Annotated in this window: 20 protein-coding genes and 1 other RNA gene; 1 reads left to right on the top strand and 20 read right to left on the bottom strand. The window is 54.5% G+C overall.

From position 1 onward, the window contains the following. Positions 1–469 precede the first annotated feature (469 nt). The 12 genes from OCV69_RS11890 to OCV69_RS11835 all read right to left on the bottom strand — a co-directional run bounded on the left by OCV69_RS11890 (position 470) and on the right by OCV69_RS11835 (position 12,088). Positions 470–1,231 carry a CvpA family protein gene (locus tag OCV69_RS11890; protein WP_262563113.1) on the bottom strand — a complete coding sequence of 254 codons (762 nt, stop codon included), beginning with the start codon at positions 1,229–1,231 and terminating at the stop codon, positions 470–472. 11 nt (positions 1,232–1,242) lie between these two features. After that, on the bottom strand, positions 1,243–2,073 hold the full coding sequence (locus OCV69_RS11885; RefSeq protein ID WP_158359263.1) for a Cof-type HAD-IIB family hydrolase: 831 nt from the start codon (positions 2,071–2,073) through the stop codon (positions 1,243–1,245). An 84-nt stretch (positions 2,074–2,157) separates the two neighbouring features. Continuing rightward, positions 2,158–4,269, bottom strand: a complete 2,112-nt coding sequence (locus tag OCV69_RS11880; RefSeq protein ID WP_158359264.1) for a tetratricopeptide repeat protein — start codon at positions 4,267–4,269, stop codon at positions 2,158–2,160. A gap of 38 nt (positions 4,270–4,307) precedes the next feature. Next, a complete protein-coding gene (recR, locus tag OCV69_RS11875) occupies positions 4,308–4,904 on the bottom strand; it encodes a recombination mediator RecR (RefSeq protein ID WP_022274316.1) in 597 nt (198 codons plus the stop codon). A 1-nt stretch (position 4,905) separates the two neighbouring features. Beyond that, positions 4,906–5,256, bottom strand: a complete 351-nt coding sequence (locus OCV69_RS11870; RefSeq protein WP_022274315.1) for a YbaB/EbfC family nucleoid-associated protein — start codon at positions 5,254–5,256, stop codon at positions 4,906–4,908. 107 nt (positions 5,257–5,363) lie between these two features. Further along, positions 5,364–6,983 (bottom strand): DNA polymerase III subunit gamma/tau, encoded by a 1,620-nt coding sequence (gene dnaX / locus OCV69_RS11865; RefSeq protein WP_158359266.1) that lies wholly within the window; start codon positions 6,981–6,983, stop codon positions 5,364–5,366. 3 nt (positions 6,984–6,986) lie between these two features. Continuing rightward, positions 6,987–8,072: a 6-phosphofructokinase gene (locus tag OCV69_RS11860; RefSeq protein WP_158359268.1), complete on the bottom strand. Its 1,086-nt coding sequence runs from the start codon at positions 8,070–8,072 to the stop codon at positions 6,987–6,989. 229 nt (positions 8,073–8,301) lie between these two features. Continuing rightward, positions 8,302–8,563: signal recognition particle sRNA large type (gene ffs, locus OCV69_RS11855), an RNA gene on the bottom strand. 169 nt (positions 8,564–8,732) lie between these two features. Next, on the bottom strand, positions 8,733–9,866 hold the full coding sequence (locus OCV69_RS11850; RefSeq protein ID WP_158359270.1) for an amidohydrolase family protein: 1,134 nt from the start codon (positions 9,864–9,866) through the stop codon (positions 8,733–8,735). Positions 9,867–9,879: 13 nt separating this feature from the next. Beyond that, complete coding sequence (locus tag OCV69_RS11845) at positions 9,880–11,040, bottom strand: amidohydrolase (protein WP_158359271.1); 1,161 nt, start codon at positions 11,038–11,040, stop codon at positions 9,880–9,882. Then, positions 11,027–11,542 (bottom strand): tRNA adenosine(34) deaminase TadA, encoded by a 516-nt coding sequence (tadA, locus tag OCV69_RS11840; protein WP_158359273.1) that lies wholly within the window; start codon positions 11,540–11,542, stop codon positions 11,027–11,029. Before tadA ends, OCV69_RS11845 begins: the two co-directional genes overlap by 14 nt. A gap of 108 nt (positions 11,543–11,650) precedes the next feature. Further along, the gene (locus OCV69_RS11835; RefSeq protein ID WP_158359275.1) at positions 11,651–12,088 is read right to left on the bottom strand and encodes a hypothetical protein; all 438 of its coding nucleotides are present in this window, start codon (positions 12,086–12,088) and stop codon (positions 11,651–11,653) included. A 220-nt stretch (positions 12,089–12,308) separates the two neighbouring features. Here OCV69_RS11835 and OCV69_RS11830 point away from each other — a divergent pair, with 220 nt between their 5' ends. Next, the gene (locus OCV69_RS11830) at positions 12,309–13,004 is read left to right on the top strand and encodes an anaerobic ribonucleoside-triphosphate reductase activating protein (RefSeq protein ID WP_158359277.1); all 696 of its coding nucleotides are present in this window, start codon (positions 12,309–12,311) and stop codon (positions 13,002–13,004) included. A gap of 37 nt (positions 13,005–13,041) precedes the next feature. Here the strand turns inward: OCV69_RS11830 and OCV69_RS11825 are convergent, their stop codons facing one another. The 8 genes from OCV69_RS11825 to kdpC all read right to left on the bottom strand — a co-directional run bounded on the left by OCV69_RS11825 (position 13,042) and on the right by kdpC (position 24,398). Beyond that, entirely contained in the window at positions 13,042–14,688 is a 1,647-nt protein-coding gene (locus tag OCV69_RS11825) for a DUF6128 domain-containing protein (protein ID WP_158359279.1), read from the bottom strand. Positions 14,689–14,753: 65 nt separating this feature from the next. After that, positions 14,754–15,929: an NAD(P)-dependent malic enzyme gene (locus OCV69_RS11820; protein WP_158359281.1), complete on the bottom strand. Its 1,176-nt coding sequence runs from the start codon at positions 15,927–15,929 to the stop codon at positions 14,754–14,756. 149 nt (positions 15,930–16,078) lie between these two features. Then, the gene (locus tag OCV69_RS11815; RefSeq protein WP_022274304.1) at positions 16,079–16,777 is read right to left on the bottom strand and encodes a response regulator; all 699 of its coding nucleotides are present in this window, start codon (positions 16,775–16,777) and stop codon (positions 16,079–16,081) included. Then, entirely contained in the window at positions 16,770–19,400 is a 2,631-nt protein-coding gene (locus OCV69_RS11810; RefSeq protein ID WP_158359283.1) for a sensor histidine kinase, read from the bottom strand. Before OCV69_RS11810 ends, OCV69_RS11815 begins: the two co-directional genes overlap by 8 nt. A 168-nt stretch (positions 19,401–19,568) precedes the next feature. Further along, positions 19,569–20,216, bottom strand: a complete 648-nt coding sequence (locus tag OCV69_RS11805) for a potassium channel family protein (protein ID WP_158359285.1) — start codon at positions 20,214–20,216, stop codon at positions 19,569–19,571. 15 nt (positions 20,217–20,231) lie between these two features. Continuing rightward, entirely contained in the window at positions 20,232–21,599 is a 1,368-nt protein-coding gene (locus OCV69_RS11800) for a TrkH family potassium uptake protein (protein ID WP_158359287.1), read from the bottom strand. Positions 21,600–21,737: 138 nt separating this feature from the next. After that, positions 21,738–23,738, bottom strand: a complete 2,001-nt coding sequence (locus OCV69_RS11795) for a DUF4118 domain-containing protein (protein ID WP_158359289.1) — start codon at positions 23,736–23,738, stop codon at positions 21,738–21,740. 15 nt (positions 23,739–23,753) lie between these two features. Further along, complete coding sequence (gene kdpC, locus OCV69_RS11790) at positions 23,754–24,398, bottom strand: potassium-transporting ATPase subunit KdpC (protein WP_158359291.1); 645 nt, start codon at positions 24,396–24,398, stop codon at positions 23,754–23,756. Positions 24,399–24,406 lie beyond the last annotated feature (8 nt).

Below are 24,406 nucleotides of genomic sequence, written 5' to 3'. Positions count from 1 at the left end.
TATAAGAATTTTCAGGGTTTTACATACTGTTCAGTTTTCAAGGTTCTGTGCTGTTCTTGTCTTTCTCAGCGACAGCTTAGATAGTATATCATGTTGTTCGCCGTTTGTCAACAACTTTTTTCATTTTTTTATTTTTCCTTTTTTTCAGGAATTTTTGTCGATATCACTCAACATCGAACGAAAAAAGTAACAGCTCCGTGAGGTCTGTCCCTCATCGGAGTTTTAATATACCATGTTCTTCCAGGAATGTCAAGCAAATTTGTGTTATTTTTTAGAACAATTTTTCCTGCTTTTTACCAATCACAAGATACGACTTTTTTTCCTTGTTTTATCTATATTTTGTGGTTATCTTCTAAAAGTCCTCACTTCTTTTTTTACCTTTTCCTATGGTCATTCTATGAAAATTGTGTATTGCAGTCATACAATTTGATCCCAGGGCCGAAAAGATTTTCGGCCCTGGGATCATTTTTTACAGCATGCCCTTTACCAGGCCCAGAATAAAATATGAGATCACATTATGGTCGTACAGCCAGGACAGCCACGGGCTTGCCGCCACCTGCCCCATGGCTGCCGCTCCAAAATCCGTCCCAGACAGCGCAGTAAGTACCAGGCAGACGATCCATAAAAACATAAGGCCCTCCACGCCTCCCAGTACAGCTCCGGCGATCTGGTTGAGTCCTTTTATTATAGGAAGCCTTGCGATCAGATCCAGCCAGGCTGCCACAATATGAAGCAATATAAATACCACTGCAAACAGCAGGATCGAGGCCGCCGCTTTAATGACCGTATCAGCCAGGTATCCGCCCACGTAATCTCCAAACTGCTCCACACCCAGCATCTGATACACTTCTCTATTATTATTTTCGATCAGGATCCTCTTCATCTGCTCTGGCAGCTTCAGCTCTTCGATGGTCCTCCTCTCTCCAATTCCGGCTCCATTCCCGCCGGTTCCTTCTCCGATATCCAGCACACCGTCCAAAATCCCATCCAAGCCGACTGCATCCGCCATCCCCTGACGGATGGACTCATAGACCGGCGTATCGTTTTTAAGCCACTCTGTCACGTATGGCAGGGCCACCCGCACTGTCACAAGGCTGATCACCAGGGCCAGCGCTGACACACACAGCCGTATAAACCCTCTGTAATGGCCATACAGCACCATTCCCACCAGATATACCGCTGCCAGGATCTCCAGCCAGTGGCCGGAGAATCCAGAGACTCCTTCCATCATCTTCCATCTCCTCACTCAAGCACAAATTTTCGGATCGCACTGGCTACGCCTGCATCGTTGTTGGAAACAGTCACAAAATCCGCCGCCTGCTTCACCTGCTCCTCTCCATTTTCCATGGCAACCCCCAGACCGGCTGCCCGGAGCATGGACAGATCATTTTCTCCGTCCCCAAAGGCCATGGTCTCCTCCCTGCCGATACCGAGAAATTCCGCCAGTCTGAGAAGAGCGCTCCCTTTATCCGCGCCTGCCGCATTGATCTCCAGGTTATTGGGGATCGAGGATGTCACCAGGATCCCTGGAATCTGCCCAAGGGAAACACGCATCCTCTTTCTGGCTTCCATGTCCGTAAAAAACATGTTGATCTTATCGATCTCCTTCCCCATTTCCTTTACATACCGGATATTATCTGGAACCACCCGGCGGGTCTTCCGTATGAGCGCCGCCACTCCGGCAGAAACTGCATACCGTTCTGCGTGATCATAAAAATACTGGGTCGTACAGCCTATGCCGTCCATATAGGCATCATACATGATGTCATCACCGCTGTCTCTGGCCATTTCCAGTACCCGCAAAGCAGTATCCACCGGGATCCGGCAGGTGCTGATGATCCGGTCCTCTTTCAGATCCGCCACCACGGCTCCATTGGTGGTTATGGCATAGCGGACTCCCGGAAGCGTCCGGATCCTGTCGGGGATCCCCCGTACCGTGCGCCCAGTGGCCGGTACGATCTGGATCCCTCTGGCCGCACATGCCAGAAGAGCCTGCCAGTTTGCCTCCGGTATCTGTTTCTCATCATCCAGGAACGTCCCGTCCATATCGGTTGCGATCAGCCTGATCTTCATTCTCCACTCTCCCTGGTCATAATCAGAAGGGGCTGCTGCAAAAAGAAAGCGCAGAATCCGCTTTTTACAGCCCCCCCCGGTCCATTAATCAAAAAAGTTATCTTCCCGTAAGATCAGATGGCCTTCCTTGTCATACTTTGAAGAAAACAGCCCTGTGATCTTCTTTCCAAGAGACGGTTTTTCCGCCTTATCTGCGGCTTCCTCAATAAGATCCACCGCTGCCTTCCTCGTCAGCCGGACACCATCCTCTTCCATCATCTCGATACGTTCATAGAGAGCCAGCATGCTTTTTCCCGTAATGCTGCAGTCAATATCCGCCGCATACTTGCACGCATACTGCGCGAACTCCTCCAGCTCCATTTCCGTGCTGTCATCCAGATCATCCTCTTTCGGAGCTCCGGCAACCATCTTCGGGGCCGCTGCCGCCATTTCCCGGACAGGCTCTTCCTGCTCCAGATGCGGCGGCTCCTCCCTCCTGGCTTCAGGCATATCCCGGAAATCCTCTGTTCTTCCGTCAAAGCCATCCTCCGGCTCTGGCTCCCGGCCCTGGACCACCTCCTGGGCGATCTTTTCCTGGACCTCTGTCTGCTTTAACAGCGCCTCCTCCAGGGCCGCCTCATTCTGCTGTTTTTCCTGGGCCCTGCTGTCTGCTCCGATATACTGGAACTTGCTTGCCAGGGACATATTATTCCCATGGAGAGCCTCCAGATTCTCCGGAGTATCAATGAGCACCACGATCATGCCGCTCTTATCCCGTTCCATCAGCTCATCCAGCTCGTTCTGGACTGCGTTGCTGAGGCCTGCCGCATGTTCGATGATCAGATCCTTTCCCGCCAGTCTGGAGGCCACAGCGCTGATGCCGCGCTTGTTTAACTTCTCGCTGCTGATCTTGGCCACCGGATTCTTATGGCCTAACTCCCGGTGGATCTCTCTCAGGGCGTCCAGAGCTGCTGCCAGGCCATCCTCATCGTTGACCGCTTCGATCATAAGGTTATTCAGGTCAAGACCCTCGTCCAGAGATTCCAGTTCCAGGCTGTCGCTGTCGTCCTCTTCCTCTTCCGGACGGATGGTGCGCACGCTGCGGCGCATAGCCCGCTCTCTGTCGATCTCCGCCTGCTTTCTGGCGCGGCGCTCCTCTTCCTCTCTGCGGGCCAGCTCCCGCTCCTCTTCAGCACGGCGCAGAGCCTCTTCCTCCATCTCCTCCCGGGCCTTGGCAGCGCGGATAGCCATTCTCTGCCGCTCGATCTCCCGGTCAGACTCTTCTCCCTCCCGCTCTGCCTCCACATCCAGCACCCGCCTTGTGGGCCGGATCTCTTTAATGGAACGCAGATCGTCCAGGGTCCTTGTGGCGTCCATGTCGTCCTCTTCCACCTCTACCGTATGGGCAGCCGTATCGGAAAGCTTGGACATCTCCCGGGCCAGTTTCTGGGTCTGGGCGTCCTCATGAAGGCGCATGACCACTTCCTTTTCCACATCATAGGAAGGTTCCTCCAGCTTTGCGGCCTCCTTCCCGTCCTCATAATCATCCTGGTACGAGGGATTTCCGGCAAATTCCTCCTCCACAGCCCGGAGCTTCGCTTCATATTTGTCCCGGTTCTCCACCAGATCCATCTGATATTTGTTGAGAGGCTCGTACTCCAGCTTCAGATCCATGGCCTTTTCCACATATTTTCCCAGTCCGAACAGCAGCATGATCTTATCGCATGTCCTGACGCACTGGTCGCCCATGCCGCCCTTGTGGTACAGCTCTGCCAGCTCATACAGCCATTTCTCGTCCACTTCCACCGCCGTATACGTTTCCAGGGCGCGGATCAGCTGGTCCAGGGGCGCTTTTTTCGCCTTCAGGATCAGGTACCGGAGAAGGTACTGGCGGGAATCATCCTGGGCCAGGTCGCAGAACTCCCGGTAATAGGCCTCGGCCTCGGCAATGTTCCCCTCCTTCAGGGCCAGGTCCGTCAGCTTGTAAAGCAGGCGCTTGCCAATGGGGGCCCGCTCAAAGGCCAGCAGCAGAATATCCTTTGCCTCCTGGTATTCCTTGTTTTTTTCATAGATCTCAGCGATCATGGAAAGCAGGCTCGCATTCCGCACGCGGTGCCAGTCGATGGTATCCGCGATCTTCATGGCCGTTTCGTAGTCTCCCCGGCTGACCATTTTCTTGATCTGCTCCACCTTTATGTTAAACTCATATTTATCCATTTCTTTTGCATCTCCTAAATTCCTCGGCCGTCTTACGCCTAAAGCTCCACACGGCCCTCCAGCGCACGTAAAAGCGTCACCTCGTCGATATATTCCAGGTCTCCGCCCACCGGCACGCCGCTGGCGATCCTGGTGACCTTGATCCCTGTGGGCTTGATCAGCTTACTGATGTACATGGCCGTAGTCTCCCCCTCCAGGCTTGAGTTGGTCGCAATGATCACTTCCCTCACATCCTTCTGGAGCCGGGTCATCAGTTCCTTCAGCTTAATGTCCCCGGGACCAATCCCCAGCATGGGGGAAATGGCTCCATGGAGCACATGGTAGACCCCCTCAAACTTCCCGGTCTTTTCATAGGCCGCCAGGTCCCTGGGGTTCTCCACCACCATGATCACGCTGTGGTCCCTGGCCGGGCTCTTGCAGATGGGGCAGAGCTCCTGATCCGTTAAGGTATAGCACTCCCGGCAGTACCGGACGTTGTGCTTGGCGTCCCGGATGGCTCCGGAAAGCCGGTCCACCTGTTCCTCCGGCATATTGATGATATGGAAGGCCAGGCGCTGGGCCGTCTTATTTCCGATCCCCGGAAGCTTTGACAATTCCTCGATCAGTTTCGAGATCTGGCTGCTGTAATAGTCCATGTTAGAAAGAAAGGCCTCCTAAACCTCCAAGGCCGCCTGTCAGCTCCGCCATAACGGCACTGGACGCCTCTTCCATCTGATGGAAGGCCTCATTGGCAGCCGCCACGATCATATCCTCCAGCATTTCCACATCATCGGGATCCACTGCCTCGGGAGAAATCTTCACAGATACCACTTCTTTTTTACCGGAAACGGTCACCGTCACTGCACCGCCGCCGGCTGCTGCCGTATACTGCTTTTCCTCCAGCTCCTTGGTCTTCTCCTCCATCTGACGCTGCATCCTCTGGGCCTGTTTCATTAAATTTGTCATATTACCGGGCATACCGCCCGGAAAACCACCGCGTTTCGCCATGATTCTTTCCTCCTGCATATTCTTTTCGTTTTTTCTGTTTATTTCTATTTTTACCTGTTTTTGATATTTTTTATTGCCCCCAGGCATATCGGACTGCGGACAGTTCCTTAATCCTCTATGGTGATATCCATATGGATATTTTCCCTCAGCTCTTCGTCTGTAATATACCTGGTATCCAGACGCTCGCCGCTTTCCCTGAGGCGCGCCTTAAAATAGATGGATTTCCCGTAGGCCTGCTCTACATGGCGCTCCAGATCCCCAAGGATGCTGGGGCGGCTCCCCATGCTGAAGTTCATGGCATCGCTGAATACGATGCACAGGCAGCTGTCGCCCGCCGGCTCTACCACCGTCTCCCGGAAGCTGGGCCGTATGGACATTCCCATCTCCCGGACGATCTTTCCCCACTCATTCCGGATCAGGTTCAGATCCTCCAGCTGGGCTTTAGGAAGGGTCACCGTCCTGGGCTCCGCCTCTCTGCTTTCCAGAGACGGGGCCTGGGGCTGTACCGCCTGGGGCAGGGCTGGCTGGCTTCCGTCCCCGGCCATGTTTCCAGGCCACGGGGCCGCCGGGATCCCTTCCTCCATCTGGCGTTCCAGCCGTTCCAGCCGCTCCAGCACCGCATCCATGGACTGCTCCATCTCGGGCTTCGTCAGCCGGATAAACGCCAGCTCCACAAGGACCCGCTTCTGGGCCGCAAACCGGATCTGATTCAGGACCTCGGAAAACACACGGATATACCGCATCAGCACATTTTCATCGGCCAAAGCCGCATCCTCCCTGAGCTGCTTCAGATTGTCCTCCGACATATCCAGAAGCTCCTCCGCCTCATCCGCCGTCTTTAAGATCAGGAGATTCCGCAAAAACCAGATGAAATCTGCCACAAACTGGGAAAGCTCCCGGCCCTGGATCACCATTTCTTCCAGTCTTAAGATACAATCTTTTGTCTGCCCGTTCCTCAGGGCGCCAAACAGCTCCCGGAACACCCGGTTGTCCACAGCTCCAAGTACGTCCAGTACATTCTCATAGGTAAGGGTCTCCCCATAATGGAAGGCCGCGCACTGGTCCAGAAGGCTCAGTGCATCACGCATGGAGCCGTCCCCGGCCTTCGCCACATACCGCAGGGCACGGTCCTCCACCGCCATGCCCTCTGCATCGGTCAGTTCCTTTAACCGGTCCGCAATGGTATCCACCGTGATCCGCCGGAAATCGTATCTCTGACACCTGGAAAGCACCGTGATCGGGATCTTATGGACCTCCGTGGTGGCCAGGATAAAGATCACATAGGACGGCGGCTCCTCCAGCGTCTTAAGCAGGGCGTTGAAGGCGCCAGTGGACAGCATGTGCACCTCATCGATGATATAGACCCGGTACTTTCCTTCGGTGGGCGGATACTGGACCTGGTCCCGGATCTCCCGGATATTCTCCACGCCGTTATTGGAGGCCGCGTCGATCTCCACCACATTTAAGGATGTGCCTGCCTGGATCTGCTGACAGCTGGGACACTCTCCGCAGGGGCTTCCGTCCTCTGGATGCTCACAGTTGACTGCCTTAGCAAAGATCTTGGCCACAGAGGTCTTTCCTGTTCCCCTGGTCCCGCAGAACAGATAGGCGTGGCCGATCCGCTCTGACCGGATCTGATTCTGTAAAGTCGTAACGATATGGTCCTGGCCCTTCACATCCCCGAAGACCCGGGGCCGCCATTTCCTGTAAAGCGCTGTATATGACATCTCTTATTTATCTCCGAAGCTGATCCCCAGAAGCTTTGCCTCTTTAATAATATCCGACTGGGGATCCACATATTTCAGTTTTCCGGCGCTTTCCTCCAGGGGAATATCTGTGATCACGTTGTTTTTCACGACCACCAGCTTTCCAAAATCTCCCCGTTCGATCATAGCTGCCGCATGAGCGCCGATCCTGGAAGAAAGTACCCGGTCAAAGGGCACCGGCGCACCGCCTCTCTGCATATGGCCCGGAACCGTGACCCGGATCTCCTGTCCGGTCATCTCCTGGATCTTCGCTCCGATCTCATAGGCCACAGACTGGTATTTCTGCGCCCGTTCCTCCAGCTTTTTCTTATATTCCTTTTTGGACATGGCCGCCTCTTCTTTGGATATGGCTCCCTCTGCCACAGCCAGGATCGAGAAACGGCTGCCGCCCCTGGTCCTTTCCTTGATCTTTTTCACCACAGCGTCCAGATCATAGGGGATCTCCGGAAGCAGGATGATATCGGCTCCGCCCGCAATACCGGCGTGCAGCGTCAGCCAGCCCACCTTATGGCCCATGATCTCCACGATAAACACCCGTCCGTGGGAAGAGGCAGTGGTATGGATACAGTCGATGGCATTGGTGGCGATATCCACAGCGCTCTGGAAGCCGAAGGTCATATCCGTTCCCCAGAGGTCATTATCAATGGTCTTTGGAAGGCCTACTACGTTTAAGCCCTCTTTGCTTAAGAGATTGGCTGTTTTCTGGCTTCCATTTCCCCCGAGGACCACCAGAGCGTCCAGCTTCAGCTTATAGTAAGTGTGCTTCATCAGCTCCACCTTGTCCAGCCCGTTTTCGTCCGGAACCCGCATCATCTTAAAGGGCTGTCTGGAGGTTCCCAGCATAGTTCCGCCCTTTGTCAGGATCCCAGAGAAATCAGAGCGTTTCATCATACGGTAATTGGCATACATAAGCCCTTTATAGCCGTCTTCAAATCCAATGATTTCTACCTCATCCTGATAGATCTGGTACAGGCCCTTGGCCACGCCGCGCATGGTCGCATTTAACGCCTGGCAGTCGCCGCCGCTTGTAAGAAAACCAACTCGTTTCATATGGTCCATCCTTTCTGTTCCGTTCTGACGGTTACGAGTCAAACAGGTACACGTCATCCATTATGTCATTATAATACAAAGGAAACATAGGGGCAAGAAAAATTTTAGCCACACGCGGACAAGAAGACACATACCTGAACACTCACAGATTTCAGCCTGCCCGCAACGCGAAAGAGGGCACGGTGTTTTTCAACACCGCACCCCCTTCAGGCCTAATTATATCTTTTATCCGCACGTTCTGCTTTGAATGCCCACCATAAACGTTACCCTGGCAGCCTGCTCAGTTCCGGCTCCCTCACGGCACATGAGAGGTTCCCCTTAGTGCTGCTGCATTCCTGCCCTGACACGGTTCAGAGATTCCCATTGCGTAAGACCAAAACGTCAACGCCTCTTACCAGGGGCAGCTTCACAGTGAAACACCCGGGGCAGAACATCACCCCTGCTCTAGCGGCTTGCAGGTACAGGGCACCGCTGACTCCCCGGCTGTGCGGATTAGTTAAGTATACATGGAAGCCGTGGTTTTGTCAAGTATTCCCGCCGTTTTCCGCCGTTTTCCCTGCTTCCGGAGCAGTCCCTTTTACTGTCCGCAGCAGCCTCAGGCATCTGCTGCCTAAGATGAAAAAACACGATCCGGAAGGAAGAGGGCCGCCAAAGCACAGCCTATGAAAGGGCGATCTCCTCCCCGTCGATGAACAAGCGCTTTACGCCGCCGTCATACTCCAGTGGATCTCCGTCCCAGATCACCAGGTCTGCGTCCTTTCCAGGCTCCAGAGTGCCTACTCGGGAGGAAATTCCCATATACTCTGCCGGATAAGCCGTCACACCCTTGAGCGCTTCCTTCCGGCTTAAGCCCCGGTCTGTCATTAAGATCAGCTGGGTGCTTAAGATCTCCAGATTCATCTCCGGATGGCCTGTGGAAATGGCCGCATGGACGCCTTCCTTCTCCAGCTCTGCTCCCAGAGACAGGGATTTTCCATTTTCCTCCACGGAAAAGCTGGTCCCATAAAGGGGACCGATGATAAAACGGAGGTCCTTTCTGTCCAGATCCCGGATCACCTGGGAGGCGTCATAGGCCATGGTCAGCACATAGTTCAGCCCGAACTCCTCGCCGATGCGGACCGCCGTCTCCATATCGTTGGCCTTCATGGCCGCCATCTGGACCGGCATCCCGTCAAATACCCTGGAAAGGGCCGCCAGCTCCAGCTTGAACTCCTGGCTTTCTCCCGCCTTTTCCTTTCTGGCGTACTCCTTCGCCTTAAAAAGGATATCCCGGATCATGGCCGCGGAAGCCAGTCTCGTCTGGGGCGCCCGGTTCTTTCCGCCGTACCGTTTCCTGGGCCCGCTGGTGAGCACGAAGCGGTAAGCCGCCTCGGGCTTTATGATCCGTTTTTCCCTGGACGCCCCGGCAGTCTTTAAGGCCGCGCAGGTGCCTCCGATGAGGTTTCCATTTCCAGGCCCTGTTACCACTGTGGTCACTCCGGCCCGCAGGGCCATGGAAAAGCCCTCGTCCTCAAAATTCAGGGCGTCGTAAGCCCGCAGCTCTGGAACAATGGGGCCCTCCTCATTGGCATCGTTTTCCTCGAATCTATGGATCTGGCTGTTGACGCCCACCTGGCAGCTGGGCTCCACGATACCGGGAGTCACCAGAGCGCCTTCGGCGTCGATGATCTCCTCGTCTCCCTCCGGCATGAGGCAGTCCGCCACCTCTTTGATCTTTCCGTTTACGATACGGATGTCCTTCATCTCTTCAAAAATATCTGCACCGTCGATCAGCATACAGTTTTTTATCAGCATGGCTGCCACCTCCTTAATTTTCCGTCTGGTACTGGATCTTACCGTTGATGAGTACCGTCCGCGGCCTTCCTCCGGCCTTAAAGGGCTCGGATTCCCAGATCACTACGTCCGCCGCCTTGCCCGGCTCGATGGATCCCAGCTCGTCGGCCAGATCCAGGGCCTTTGCCGCCCGGATGGTCACGCATTTATAGGCCGTTTCCTCTGTGAGTCCATGTTTCATCAGCACAGCCACCTGGGATAAGAAGCCCTCCATGGGGATCACATGGGAATCGGTGGTCAGGGTAAACTCCACGCCGGCCCTCTCCAGGATCGCCGGGGCGTCATAGCGCTTATCCTCCACCTCCAGCTTACTCTTTCCGCCTACGGTGGGGCCGATGATGTAATGGGCCTTTGCTTCCTTTAAGTCGTCGATCATCTTCCAGCCCTCGGTACAGTGCTCAATGCTCAGATTCAGCCCGAACTCCTTTCCGACCCGCAGGGCCGTCAGGATATCGTTGGCCTGGTGGGCATGGATCTTTACCAGCATTCCATCGAAGGCACGCATCAGAGAGTGCATGGCCAGATCATATGTAAAGGTGGATTCTTCTCCATTTTTCAGCTTTTCTTCATGGGCCAGCCATTTTTCCCGGTATGCCTTCGCCTTATAGAACGCTTGGCGCATCAGGGCAGCAGAGCCCATTCTCGTGGACGGGGTCTGGCCCTTTTTCCCGTAGGAAACCTTAGGATTTTCTCCCAGGGCCATCTTTAAGGCAGCCTCCTCCTTCATGATCCTTTCGTTTAAGGTAGCTCCGGCGGTCTTCAGATAGGCAAAGGTGCCTCCCATGATGTTTCCGCTGCCAGGTCCCACAGCTACGGTGGTGACGCCGGCCTCCAGAGCCCGGTCGAACAGGCTGCAGTGAAAATCAATGGCGTCAATGGCCCGCAGCTCCGGGTGGATGGGTCCGGTCATCTCATTGCCGTCCTGGCCATCGGCGTCAATGATGCCCAGATGACAGTGGGGCTCAATGAAGCCTGGCGTTACCAGCTTTCCAGCGGCGTCGATGACCGTGTCCTCCGGCCCCGGGACGATCTCTTTTTCAACTTTCGCAATTTTCCCGTTTTCCACAGCAACATCGTATTTTTCCTTATAGATGCCTGCCATGGAGATCAGGGTTCCGTTTTTAATTACCAGCATGGCTGTCCTCCTTTATTTCTTCGGTTTTCTCCGCTTTTTTCCGTTTTCCTTCCTCTCGCAGCTCCTTGAAGAAGTCCTTCATCATCCGGGAGCACTCCTCTCCCAGCACTCCGGTCTCTACCTCTGCCTGGTGGTTGAAGCCGTCCTCATGGAGCATGTCCAGGACAGAACCGGCGCATCCGGCCTTTGGATTCATGCAGCCGATGACCACCCGGGGGATCCTGGCCTGAACGATGGCCCCGGCGCACATGGGGCACGGCTCCAGGGTGACGTACATAGTGCAGTCCTCCAGCCTCCAGTCTCCGATCTTTCTGCATGCCTTGCGGATGGCAATGATCTCCGCATGGGCCAGGACATTTTTATCAATGGTGCGGCGGTTATAGCCCCGGGCGATGATCGCTTCGTCGTAAACGATCACACAGCCGATGGGGACCTCCTTTAAGGCAGCCGCCTTTTTTGCCTGGCGCACCGCCTCCCGCATATATTTTTCTTCCTGTGTCATACGCTGTCTCCCAGATTCATGATTCTGAATATAAGTTTAACCGGGCCGGAAAGCGGTGTCAAGGAATTCGTTTTACAGCCCCGGCAAAAATAAACCGCTTACCATCGCTTACGGACAGCTTACCTCCTCGAGGAAAAAGATCCCCTCCGCCAGATTGATAAACATTTCCCTGTCCTTTATGGCCCGCGGCCTTCCCTTCCACCATACGGTCTCCCGGTCAGCTGAAACGGAAACCGTCCTGCCGTCATCCAGAACGTATGTAATGGTGATCATGGGGCTGCCGCCGGAGACCGGCTCCTCAAACAGGGCGTATCTTAAAAATCCTGTGAGCTTTACCGCCTGCTCCACATGCTCCCGGTCCGTGAATTCCTTCTTCTCATCCGTGACTCCGGGATACTCCACCACAACGCTCTGCACGTCCTCCGGATCGGGGATCCCCAGAAGGTACATGCCGTTCATGAAAATGCTGACGGCGAGCACTGCTGATACAGACAGAAATACGGCAAGGACGAAACGCAGGAGCTCTTTCACTGCCTTATGTTTCATGAAAATTCCTCCCTTCCAGCCGGAAAGCTGTACATCATTTCCTCCGATATTCCCATTATAGCAGAAAGCTGTCGTTTTTTCTTCTGTTTTTTCTATAAATACATCGCAGGTGGCCTTCTCACAAAAATAATGGCGCATCCAGCCGCCCAGACCGGCAGCCGCCGTCCGCTTTACATGGAGCCGGAGGAGTGGTATATTCATGTGGAAAGGATGGGATATTATGAAGATCTGCGGATTACAGAAAACGACGCTTTTAGATTTTCCCGGCCATGTGGCCGCAACCATATTTACCGGGGGCTGCAATTTCCGCTGCCCCTTCTGTCACAACAGCGACCTTTTGGGAAGCGACGCCCCGGCGGCCTTTACCGACGAGGAGGTGCTGGATTTCCTAAAAAAACGCAGGGGGATCCTGGAGGGGGCTGCCATCACTGGCGGAGAACCCACGCTCCAGCCGGATCTGGAGGATTTCATTCAGAAGGTTCGGGCGCTGGGATACCAGATCAAGCTGGATACCAACGGCTACCGGCCGGAGGTGCTGAAACGTCTCTGTGAAAAAGGCCTCGTCGATTATGTGGCCATGGACATAAAAGCATGTGAGGAACGGTATCCGGCGGTGGCCGGAGTATCGTCCCTCCAGATGGAAAACATTCGTGAAAGTATTGAATTTTTAAAAAGCGGGGCTGTTCCCTATGAATTCCGTACCACCGTGGTCAGAGAGCTCCACTCTGCGGAGGATTTCCAGAAGATCGGACCATGGATCGCAGGGGCTCCCCTGTATTTTCTCCAGAACTTCTCTGATTCCGGCAGTGTACTGAATCCCATATACACAAGCTGCACCGTCCCGGAGCTGACCTCTTATCTGGAGATTGTAAAGCCCTTTGTGGGACATGCAGAGCTCCGCGGCATCGACTACTAGACACCCGGCCTCTCTTATTCTCTGGAGCCAGAGCCTTTTACCGCACCCGGATATCCGTATACCAGTATCCAAAGCGGCCGTCGTTGGGCGGCTGCTTTTTTGACAGGACAAAATTGGGGAATCCAAACATGGACGCCATATATTTCTCACTGCTGTAATAATGGCCGGGAACTCCGATGAGATAGCGGGCGCGGCCGTCCTTGTTCCCAAGGCGGAACAGGATGATATACCGGAAATTGTAATAGCCATGGAGCAGAAAGCTGTTGTTTCCGTACACCCAGCTTTCCCTGGGCAGGCGGCCGATATCCTGGGGACGGATCGTTAAGATCTCGCAGCCGCTCTCATAATCAAAGGGCTGGATCTTCGGGTAGGATTTCCGCAGCTCCTGCCACAGCTTTTCCGGATCCGCCGTCACATCCTCTGTTTCCTGGAGGTATCTGAGGACCTCCGGGTTTTCCAGCTCCGGAGAGCGGGAAAGGGAAGAATCCTTTTCCGGGGCAGCCTGGCCGGAAGGCGGAGCTGTTTCAGCCCCTGGCCGTCTGTCTCCGGGCCTGGAAACGGGAGACGACGGGTTTGGCCCAGGCTTCCTGGCCTCCGCAGGCCGGGAGTCATGCTCCGGCAGGGCCGTCCCTGGCCTGGAAGCGGCGGCGGGAGGGCTGCCTGCCGGACGGGAAACCGTAACGGATGGTCCCCCCTCTGCACGGGAAATCGGCTCTGACGGGGCTCCCTCTGCCTGGGAAACCGGCGCGGGCGGATCTCCCTCCGGATACGGAACCAGACGGACTGGCTCAGCCGGAGATATGCCAGGAGCCGGAGCTGGCGGCAGCTCCTCCGGGAAAACCGGAGCTTCCGGTCTATCTGGTATCTCCTTCGGTGCAGACGGCCCTGCTGGCAGCTCCTCTGGTACTGGCGGCGCGGGCGTCCTCACTGGCTGCTCTTCGGGTACTGGCGGTGCGGATGACCTCCCCGGCAGCTCCTCTGGCGCTGGCACCACAGACGGCTCCGGCGCCGCAGCCGGGCCTTCCGGAATGGACGGCGCAGGCGGCGGGGAATATGGCAGTTCCTCCGGGACCGACAGCACGGCTGGTCCCGCCGGCAGCATCTCCGGCGCGGATGCCGGATCCAGGATCATTTCCTCCCGGCTCCTCCGCTCCTCCTCCCGGGCGATCTCCGCCTCGATCTCCCGCACCACGCTGGCCACGGCCATCACCGGTTCCTCTTCGCTCTGGTCCGGGCTTCCCGGCAGTATTTCCTGGGCCGGGAGCATTTTTACAGTATCTCCGTTTCCCTGGTCCCCTGGAAGGGATCCCGGCAGCGTCTCCGGCTCCACGGCATCCTCCCAGATCGTCGTATAGGAACGCCAGGGATTCTTTACGTCATGGATGGTCAGCCCATAATATGTATCCAGTCCCCCGCCTTTTCCCTCCACATTTTTCGCATCCACCACAGCCCGGAACTCTCCGGCTCCGCTGCGGATAAAGATGTTTCCCAGGAAAACCTCCGTCCCGGCCTTGGACAGAAGAAACACGCCGATGGCGCTGCTTCCCATATACACCTTCTTTACGCTCAGGTTCAGACGGCACTGCCCATTCCTGGCCTCCAGCTTTACAAAGCCTACATTCTTTCCCTTTTCTTTTCCTTCATATTCATAAATATAGGAAATCAATCTGCGATAGTCAGACATATTTTCACCCCTCTGTTATACAGTATATGACAGAGGGGTGATGAAATATTCTCAGGATATCCAGTTTATTTCCGGATGGCTCCGGATCTTACGGCGGCTTCTGCCACACGCTCCGCCACATGGGCGGCAACTCCCGGCTCTAAGGCCCCGGGAATGATGTATTCGGCGCACAGCTTATCGTCGGTCACCAGCTCTGCAATGGCATGGGCGGCGGCCACCTTCATATCATAGTTGATATCACGGGCTCCGCAGTCCAGCGCGCCCCGGAAGATCCCTGGGAAGGCCAGGACGTTGTTGATCTGGTTGGGGAAATCGGATCGGCCCGTTCCCATGACCTTCACGCCTGCGGCCATGGCCTCATCGTACATGATCTCCGGCGTCGGGTTCGCCATGGCAAAAACGATGGGATCCTTGGCCATGGTCTTTATCATCTCCGGCTTTAAGGCTCCGCCCACGGAAACGCCGATAAACACGTCCGCTCCCACAAGGGCGTCTGCCAGATCTCCCCTCTTATCCTCCAGGTTCGTGATGCCGCACAGCATTTCTTTATGGTCCTTGATGCCCACGCCCCGTTCCTTATAAAGAATGCCGTTCTCATCGCAGGCGATGATGTGCTTCACTCCGGCTGCCAGGAGCATTTTAATGATGGCTGTCCCGGCAGATCCAGGACCGTTTAACACCACATGGATCTCTTCGATCTTCTTTCCCACTACCTTTAAGGCATTTAAAAGGGCAGCCGTGACCACAACGGCGGTTCCGTGCTGGTCGTCGTGGAACACCGGAATATCCAGCTCCTTTTCCAGACGGGCCTCTACCTCAAAGCATTTGGGGGAAGCGATATCCTCCAGATTCACGCCGCCGAAGCAGGGGGCGATGGCCTTTACAGCCTGGATGATCTCTTCAGTGTCCTTGGTATCCAGGCAGATGGGGAAGGCATCTACGTTTCCAAATTCCTTAAACAGGATCGCCTTTCCCTCCATCACCGGCATAGCGGCCTCCGGTCCAATATCTCCCAGCCCCAGAACGGCGGTCCCGTCAGAGACCACGGCCACCAGGTTTCCCTTGGCCGTATATTTATATACTTCCTTTTTGTCTGCATGGATCTTCCGGCACGGCTCGGCAACGCCCGGCGTATAAGCGGTGCTCAGATCGTCCCTTGTGTTTACGGGCACCTTGCTCCTGATCTCGATCTTACCTTTGTGCTCTGCATGGAGCTTTAAAGCTTCCTCATTAAAGTTCACTGGCTGTTCCTCCTCTTTTTTCGTTTCAGTCTCCAGCCTTCTCCTCCCGCCCGGAGGCGGGGCCTGTCAGGATCCCAGGAAGACGGCGCGGCGGCTGTATATCCCGTCCAATAATTTAAAAATAGCACAAAAGCCGGCAAATCTCAAGCCTATTCGACCTTCATCATCCGGTATCCCACACCGATATGGGTCTGGATATACTGGGGACCGTCCACGCTGGAATCGATCTTTTTTCTCAAGGTGGCCATGAACACCCGCAGGGAAGCGATATCACTGGCTCCGCTGCTGCCCCAGATCTGCTGCATAATATACGTGTGGGTCAGGACCTTTCCCACATTCCTGGCCAGAAGGCATAGAAGCTTATATTCAATGGGCGTTAAATGAAGCTCCTTATCCCCAAGCCACGCGCATCCGGCGGCGTATTCGATCCGAAGCTCCCCGTTTTCAAACACCGCGTCCTCCGCCTGAGTCTGTCCCGAGGCCGAAAGCCGCCTGGTGGTAGCCCGCAGACGGGCTAACAGCTCCTCCACGGAAAAGGGCTTCGTCACATAATCGTCAGCCCCTGCGTCCAGGGCCTCGATCTTATCCTTATCCTCATTCCTGGCGCTGATGACGATGATGGGCATATTGGACCAGGTACGGATCTTTTTTATGATGTCCACTCCGTCCGTATCCGGCAGTCCCAGATCCAGGAGTACGATGTCCGGATTATGGGACGATGCCTCCAGCACCGCCTCAGCACCGTTCAAGGCCGTCAGATACCGGTAGTCATGGGTCTTCAGGATCGTCGTGATCAGATTGTTTACAGATCTGTCATCCTCCACCACAAGGATCAAAGGTTTATTCATTAAGCTGTACCTCCCCCGCTGGCAATGTAAATGTAAAGACTGCTCCATGGGGCGCATTGTCTGAAACAGTCAGCTCCCCCCCGTGGGCGTCTATGATGGACCGGCAGAGGGACAGGCCAATGCCGCAGTTGCGCCGGCTGTCGGCGATCGGATTCCCTCCGCTGTAAAACATATCGAATACCCTGGGCTTTTCCTGATCTGGGATCCCGGGCCCATCGTCGGCAATGGAAAGGATGATCGTTCCGTCCTTTTTTTCGGACCGGATCGTGATATGGGAGCCGGCGGGCGTATATTCGATGGCGTTATTGACGATGTTGATGATCACCTGGACGATCAGCCTGGGATCCATCCTGGCCAGGAGAAATTCCTCCCCGCTTTCTGTAACGATGGTATGCTCTGCGCTTTTTTTATTCACATGACGCAATGCCTCGGCCACCACGTCGTCCACCAGATCCTCGGTGATATTTAAATTTAAACGGCCCTCCACCAGCCGGGTGATGGATAACAGGTTTTCCACCAGATTGATGAGCCACATGGAATTTTCATAAATATCCGTATAAAGCTGTTTCCTCGTCTCCTCGTCAAAGTCCTGGCCCATGGCCAGAAGATTGCTGGCGTTTCCGGAAATGGAGGTCAGAGGCGTTCGGAGATCATGGGAAATGGCCCTCAGAAGGTTGGCTCTCAGCTGCTCGTTCTTTGCCAGGACGGCGGCTTCCTCCTTTTCTCTTGTGCTCTTTTCATTTTCCAGGGCAAAGGCCCATTCTCCCAGTACAGATAAGAGGATGCTGTTTTCCATGGCGTCCAGCTCTCCGCCTTCCATAACGATCCCCAGGACTCCGTAGACATTCTCTCCCACACGGATGGCCAGATACAGGCAGCCGACATCGGAAAAAGTATCCGTAGTGGCTCCCGCGTGTTTATTATTTTTCAGGGTCCAGGCGGCCACCTCCCGCTCCCTGGAGGAGATACAGCCGGCATCTGGCTCCGTTTCCCCGGCCTGAAAGATCTGCGGCTCTCCCAGCACTCCATTTTCCGCCGGATAGACCACAATGTCCTTTTTTAACAGCTTCACCAGCTGGCCCGCAGATACAGAAGTGATCTCCTCCTGCCCCCTGGCCTGCTGCAGGAGCCGGTTGGTATCAAACAGGATCCGGGTACGGAAGGCTACCTCCGCCGACTGCTTTGCATGGCTCTTCAGCCGCATCACCAGAGAGCCTGTGATGAAAGCCGACAGGAACATGACGCTGAAGGTCAGCGGATACCCGGGAGCATATGCCTGGAGTGTATAGCGCGGCTCTGTGAACAGGAAATTGAACACCAGAACACTGACGGCGGATGAGATCAGGCTGTAAATCTGGTTTTTTATCACCAGGGCCGTCACCAGGACCCCCAGTACATAGATGGTGATGATGTTGGCCTCATTGACCCCCAGGTTATAGAAAAAAAATCCAATGCAGCTGGCCGCCAGAAGGATCCCAATGCTTTTTAGGATATCTCCGGCCGAAAAGACCAGGTGGCGGCGCGTCCCAAAATGCCGTTTTCTGTAAAAGGGAGAGCCCGGATCAGCGTCAGGAATGATATATACGTCCAGATCCGGCGCGTTGGAGATCAGCTTTTCGGTCAGGGTAGGCTTGCTGAATATATGATCCCTGGTGGCGGCGCTGCGCCCGATGACGATTTTTGAGACTCCAGAGATCCGGGCAAATTCAGCGATCTGGAACGGGATATCGTCGCTGTACAGGATCTCGATCCTGGCTCCCAGCTGCTCTGCCAGCCGCATATGGGACTGGAGGCGTTTCCGGTCCTCCTGATCCATATATGCCAGATCCGGTGTCTTTACGAACAGGGCCGTAAATGCCCCACGGAACGCATTGGCCATCCTGGCCGCAGTTCGGACGATCTTTGCGTTGGAGGGAGATGCCGACAGACAGACCAGAACGTGCTCATCTCCATGAGCAGCTCCGTCTCCCCTGGTCAGCATATTGATCCGGTCAGCACACCGCCTTAAGGCCACCTCTCTCAGGGCCGTCAGGCTGGCCACTGCAAAATACGCTGTTTCTGGCGTCTGCTCCCCTTCCTTCTCTGCCAGGGCCCCGTTCCTGAGCCGCTCCAGAAGCTCCCGCGGCTCCAGATCCACCAGCTCCACCTGATCTGCATGATCAAAGACCGAATCCGGGATCCTGTCCTTTACAGGGACCCTGGTAATGGCCGTCACGATATCATTCAGGCTTTCTATGTTCTGGGCGCTGACCGTGGTATAAACGCTGATCCCGGCCTTCAAGAGCTCCCGGATATCCTGGTATCTCCTGGAGTGGCGGCTCCCTCTGGGATTTTCGCAGGCCAGGTCGTCCATTAAGATCAGATCCGGTTTTCTCCGGATGGCCTGGTCCAGGTCAAATTTCTCCAGCCGTTCCATGGCCCGAAGCCGCTCCGCCAGGGCTGTGTCCTCCAGCGACCGATACGGTGCAATGGAGCCGATGACCACATCCATGCCCCGCTCCTCTGCCATAAGTGCCGCCTGGAGCATGGCATACGTTTTTCCGACTCCGGCTGCGTATCCAAAAAAGATCTTCAGCTGGCCGCTTTTTCCGCCTTCCCCTGCATTTTGTCTTTCTTCTGTCATTGCCAGTCTCCTTCCCGGAATATACCACTATTATATATCATTCTGGTCCGGGAACTCAAGGCTGTCAAAAAAAGCGTCTGCCTTCCCCATAAAACGCCAGCTTCCATAAAATGACGCCAATACCAGACAGAGCAGGATCGCTTCCTTCATACGAGTCACTTCTTTCTTTTAAATGTGGAAACACCTTTGGATATCCCGGATATTCCCAAGAACCAGCATGGTATCCTCTGCCGGAAGGACCGTATCCGGCGAGATATTCAGCTTCATCTTTCCATCATGCTTCAGGGCCATGATGTTTATGTTGTATTTTCTTCTCACATTGAGCTGGCCGATGGTCTTTTCCGCCCAGCCCTCCGGGACTGCCACCTCAAAGATCGCATGCTCCTCATCCAGCTCCACATAATCAAAAATGTGGTCTGCGCTGTAACGGATGGCGGTCCAGGCAGCCAGCTGTTTTTCTGGATACACCACCTCGTCCGCTCCATTCCTCAAAAGGAATTTGGCCTGGACGTCCCTGGCTGCCCTGGATACCACATAGCCCGCTCCCAGCTCCTTTAAAAGGGAGGTGGTCTCCAGGGAACTCTGGAAATTGTCCCCAATGGCTACGATGCAGACGTCAAAGTTCCGCACTCCCAGGGAGCTTAAAAATTCCTCGTCTGTGGCGTCTCCGATCTGGGCATTGGTCACATAGGGAAGCACCGCCTCCACCCGCTTTTCATCTGTGTCCACGGCCATGACCTGGTGATGGAGCTCGTCCAGCTTCATGGCGATATGTCTTCCAAATCTTCCTAATCCGATCAGTAGTATAGATTTCATGATTTAATTCCTCCTTTATCCCACTGTGATCCGTTCCTGCGGGAACGCGGATCCGCTGACACAGCGGCTGGGTACAGCCGCGTAAATGATCGTAAGTCCTCCCACCCGGCCAAAGAACATAAGACCGATGAGGATCAGCTGGGAGATCCGTCCCAGCTCCGGCGTAACGCCAAGGGACAGCCCCACGGTGCCGATGGCCGAGGCAGTCTCAAATAATGCGTCCAGAAGAGGGATCCCCTCCTCATAGCTGATGAACATGCCGCCTGCCAAAAACAGCCCCAGATACATCAGAAGAATGGCTCCGGCAGTGCGGATGGCCTCCTCCGGGATCCTGCGCTGAAAGAAATGGGCGCGCTCCTTCTGCCGGAACACTGCCCTGGCAGAGGAGAAGATCACCGCAATGGTGGTAGTCTTCATTCCTCCGGCGGTGGACCCGGGAGAGCCTCCAATGAGCATTAAAACGATCATGAGCATCTGGCCTGCCTCAGTCATTTTCGTCAGATCTGCCGTGTTGAAGCCGGCAGTCCTGGGCGTCACTGACTGGAACAGAGAGCTTAATAGCCGCGTTCCCAGAGGCAGCTCCGAAAATTCAAAGAAGAAAAACCAGACGGCCGGAGCTGCGATCAGCACTGCCGTTGTCACCAGGATCACCTTGCTCTGCATCCGGTACCGGCTGAAATGGAGCCGGTTCCTCTTCACATCCTCCCAGGTCAGAAAGCCGATGCCTCCTACGATGATGAGCGCCATGATCGTCAGATTGATCACTGGCTGGGACGCGTATGTAGTCAGGGAGGAAAAAGGAGACCGGATCCCGATCAGATCGAAGCCCGCGTTGCAGAAGGCGGAAATGGAGTGGAACATGGCATACCAGACTCCCTTAAGGAAGCCAAAATCCCGTACAAACACTGGAGCCATGGCCACAGCTCCCAGAAGCTCCACCAGAAATACCGTTTTCAGGATAAATTCCGTCATACGGACGATACCGCCCACCTGGGGAGCGGAAATGGACTCCCGCATGGTGCTCCGCTGCATAAGACTGATCTTCCGGCCCGAGAAAATAGCCACTGCCACAGAGACTGTCACCACGCCCATGCCTCCGATCTGGATCAGAAACAGGATCACCGCCTGTCCGAACACGGACCAGTAGGAGGCTGTGTCATGGGGCACCAGTCCGGTCACACATACCGCCGAGGTGGATGTAAAGAGAGCGTCCAGAAAGGACGCGCCCTGTCCGTCCCTGGTGGCCAGGGGCAGCGTCAGACAAAGGCTGCCCAGAAGGATCACCAGCATAAAGCCCAAGATGATCACCTGGAACGAGGAAACGTGTCTGTGTATCTTTTCTTTAAACTTTGCATTGATCTCCCACTTGAGGTTCTGCCACATATTCCGCACCTGCCTGTAAATCTTCTTATTAATATGGTCTTTATTGCATCCTTATTATATCTTTAAACGCATTAAGCCGGTATGAGTATATAAGAATCTGTATTAATATTGTATGAAGACGGGCAGAGACAGGAGCATTTATTCCTGTGGAAAGGTATCCTTAAGCTTTACGGCGGCTTCACTGAGCATGGCTGTCAGAAGATTATATTCAAACTCTGCAATGGGACGGCGTTCCTCCAGATAAATTCCCATGACCCCCTTTACCTGATCCTCATCCTGGATCGGCAGATACAACGCCAGGGAATCCGGCAGCGTATGTGTCGAGGCACCTGCCCGGTGTCCGTTGGCCGCCGTCCACTGGGCCACTCCCTTTTCCCGGGCACTGAGGCAAACAGAAAATTCTTCTTCTGACATTCCCGGCCGGGGAAACACCATCGCTGTTCCCAAACGCCCCTTTTTATCCACCGGGTAGATCAGCACCGATAAATTTAAAAGTTTTCCGGCCTGGGCCGCTGTCAGCGCCCAGACCTCTTTTTCCCTCCGGCACCGACGGAGCCTCTGGCTGTTTTCAAGCAAAAGTCCTGTCCGGTATGCGATCTTGGCGCTTTCCGCGTTCTGCTGCTTTAGCTTTCTTGTCATTGCCGCAGCGAAGAACCCGGAGAAAAACAGAAGGATAAAGGTAACAGAGTCTCCCCTGTCGTAAGCTTTTAAGCTGTAAAGCGGTTCTATACAGAAAAAATTATATAAAACAACACTCAGAAGAGCGGAATATAAGGAGTAGATCTTCCGGTCCGCAATATAAGAGGAGATCAGGACACCCAGAAGATATAGTATGATCTGATCCGATCCCGAAAGTCCCAGCTTCAGAAATGCTAAGGACAGAAACGCTGCCGCTGCCATCACAGCCGTAATGAGTGACAGATCCAGAACCGTTTTTCTCCAATCCCCTTTCTTCCTTTTTTCCATCTGGGACGGATGGTATCGTTTGGTCTGGCGCATATCCGGTATGATGTATACGTCTATATTGGGGGCCAGGTAGGTAAGCTTTTCCAAAAGCTCTGACCGGTACATGGGCCGGATGGTAAGATGATTGGTCCTCCCCAAAACGATTTTTGATACATTGCTGATCCTGGCATACTGGGCGATCTGAGAGGCCACATCAGAGCCGCAGACCGTAACGACCCTGGCTCCCAGGACCTTGGCTATTTCCATATTTTCCCTCAAGGCCGCCTTTGTCTTTTCATCGGCCTCCCGGATCTTTGCAGTCTCTACCACCAGCCCTGTAAGCCTGCCCCGGAACGCGTCTGCCAGCCTGGCAGCCGTCCGGATCACTTTGGCACTGGATGGAGCCGCCGTAATGCAGACCAGGATATGCTCTCCTATATGATAATCCTGGTTATCGGAAAGACTCCTTTCCTCCTCCGCCATCCGGCTGACCCGGTCTGCCGTCCGCCTCAAGGCGATCTCTCGTAAAGCCACCAGCTTTTCCCGCCGGAAAAAATTGGAGAGCGCCCGTTCCGCCTGGCTCTCTCCGTATATCTTTCCCTCCTTCATACGACGGATCAGATCGTCCGGCTCAATATCTATGACCTCCACCTGATCCGCCTGGTCAAAAACATAATCCGGGATCCGTTCCCGGACCTGGATCCCTGTAATACTCCCCACCAGATCGTTCAGACTCTCCAGATGCTGGATATTGACCGTGGAATATACACTGATCCCCGCTTGGAGAAGCTCCATCACATCTTGATACCGCTTCTCATTTCTGCATCCCCTGACATTGGTATGGGCCAGCTCATCCACCAGCAGAAGCTGTGGCCTCCGCTTCAGCGCTGCATCCAGATCGAATTCCCGCAGCTGGATCCCCTTATAATCCACCATCAGCGGAGGAATTTCCTCAAGGCCCTCCCTCAGAGCTTCTGTATCAGGCCTGTTATGAGGCTCGATATAACCGGCCACCACATCGATCCCACTCTTTTCTGCCTCATGAGCCGCTTCCAGCATGGCGTAGGTCTTTCCTGTTCCAGCTGCATAACCAAGGAAAACCTTCATCTTCCCCCGGTTTTTTTCCTGCTCCCGTTTTTCCTCATATTGGATCCGCTTCAAAAACTGCTCCGAATCCGGTCTCATTTCTTCCATTCCGATATGCTCCATTTATATGAGCCCCATGGCCCTTGCCACTTCCAGGTTGCACTTTAACACATTTACACGCTCCTCGCCAAAGATCCCCAGGAACTTGTGTTCCGTATTGCCCTCCACGATCTCCTTCACCTTTTCTTCAGAAAGGCCTGAATTCCGGGCCACTGCTGCGATCTGGATCCTGGCAGCCTCGGGACTGATATGAGGATCCAGACCAGAGCCGGAAGCCGTCAGAAGGTCTGATGGGATCTCCTCTTTCTTTACTCCTGGATGGGACTCAAGAAAAGCTTCCAGATCCTCCTTTACCCGGGCTTTCAGATCCGGATTGGAGTTTCCATAATTAAAGCTACCAGAGGAAACTCCTCCGTACTCACCATTTTCCTTCTGCTCTTCCGTATACGTGTTATAATTTATAGAAGAGACTCGTCCGCGGAAATAATAATCCTCGGTAAATGCCTGCCCTAAAAGTTCAGAACCCACGGCCTCCTCGGCACTGGAAACCGGATCTCCATTCTTATTGATAAGGCTTCCGTTTGCCTTTTCCTTCATCGTTAGCTGGCTGACCCCTGTAAGAGCCATGGGATACAGAAAGGAGCAGAGCCCCATCATAACTGCACAAAAAATCACTGCTGTTTTTAACATTTTTCCAAAGGTTCTCATGAGCTTTC

The sequence above is a fragment of the Alitiscatomonas aceti genome (assembly GCF_025567195.1).
In the GTDB taxonomy this organism is placed as follows: Bacteria; Bacillota; Clostridia; order Lachnospirales; family Lachnospiraceae; genus Alitiscatomonas; species Alitiscatomonas aceti.
The sequence above is the reverse complement of the archived record's forward strand: the minus strand, read 5'-3'. Positions and strand labels throughout refer to the sequence as shown.

Coding starts and splice junctions, on each gene's coding strand:
- OCV69_RS11890 (WP_262563113.1), bottom strand. CDS start 1,231: ATGATGGAAGGAGTCTCTGGATTCTCCGGCCACTGGCTGGAGATCCTG.
- OCV69_RS11885 (WP_158359263.1), bottom strand. CDS start 2,073: ATGAAGATCAGGCTGATCGCAACCGATATGGACGGGACGTTCCTGGAT.
- OCV69_RS11880 (WP_158359264.1), bottom strand. CDS start 4,269: ATGGATAAATATGAGTTTAACATAAAGGTGGAGCAGATCAAGAAAATG.
- recR (WP_022274316.1), bottom strand. CDS start 4,904: ATGGACTATTACAGCAGCCAGATCTCGAAACTGATCGAGGAATTGTCA.
- OCV69_RS11870 (WP_022274315.1), bottom strand. CDS start 5,256: ATGGCGAAACGCGGTGGTTTTCCGGGCGGTATGCCCGGTAATATGACA.
- dnaX (WP_158359266.1), bottom strand. CDS start 6,983: ATGTCATATACAGCGCTTTACAGGAAATGGCGGCCCCGGGTCTTCGGG.
- OCV69_RS11860 (WP_158359268.1), bottom strand. CDS start 8,072: ATGAAACGAGTTGGTTTTCTTACAAGCGGCGGCGACTGCCAGGCGTTA.
- OCV69_RS11850 (WP_158359270.1), bottom strand. CDS start 9,866: ATGCTGATAAAAAACTGTATGCTGATCGACGGTGCAGATATTTTTGAA.
- OCV69_RS11845 (WP_158359271.1), bottom strand. CDS start 11,040: ATGCTGGTAATTAAAAACGGAACCCTGATCTCCATGGCAGGCATCTAT.
- tadA (WP_158359273.1), bottom strand. CDS start 11,542: ATGACACAGGAAGAAAAATATATGCGGGAGGCGGTGCGCCAGGCAAAA.
- OCV69_RS11835 (WP_158359275.1), bottom strand. CDS start 12,088: ATGAAACATAAGGCAGTGAAAGAGCTCCTGCGTTTCGTCCTTGCCGTA.
- OCV69_RS11830 (WP_158359277.1), top strand. CDS start 12,309: ATGAAGATCTGCGGATTACAGAAAACGACGCTTTTAGATTTTCCCGGC.
- OCV69_RS11825 (WP_158359279.1), bottom strand. CDS start 14,688: ATGTCTGACTATCGCAGATTGATTTCCTATATTTATGAATATGAAGGA.
- OCV69_RS11815 (WP_022274304.1), bottom strand. CDS start 16,777: ATGAATAAACCTTTGATCCTTGTGGTGGAGGATGACAGATCTGTAAAC.
- OCV69_RS11810 (WP_158359283.1), bottom strand. CDS start 19,400: ATGACAGAAGAAAGACAAAATGCAGGGGAAGGCGGAAAAAGCGGCCAG.
- OCV69_RS11805 (WP_158359285.1), bottom strand. CDS start 20,216: ATGAAATCTATACTACTGATCGGATTAGGAAGATTTGGAAGACATATC.
- OCV69_RS11800 (WP_158359287.1), bottom strand. CDS start 21,599: ATGTGGCAGAACCTCAAGTGGGAGATCAATGCAAAGTTTAAAGAAAAG.
- OCV69_RS11795 (WP_158359289.1), bottom strand. CDS start 23,738: ATGGAAGAAATGAGACCGGATTCGGAGCAGTTTTTGAAGCGGATCCAA.
- kdpC (WP_158359291.1), bottom strand. CDS start 24,398: ATGAGAACCTTTGGAAAAATGTTAAAAACAGCAGTGATTTTTTGTGCA.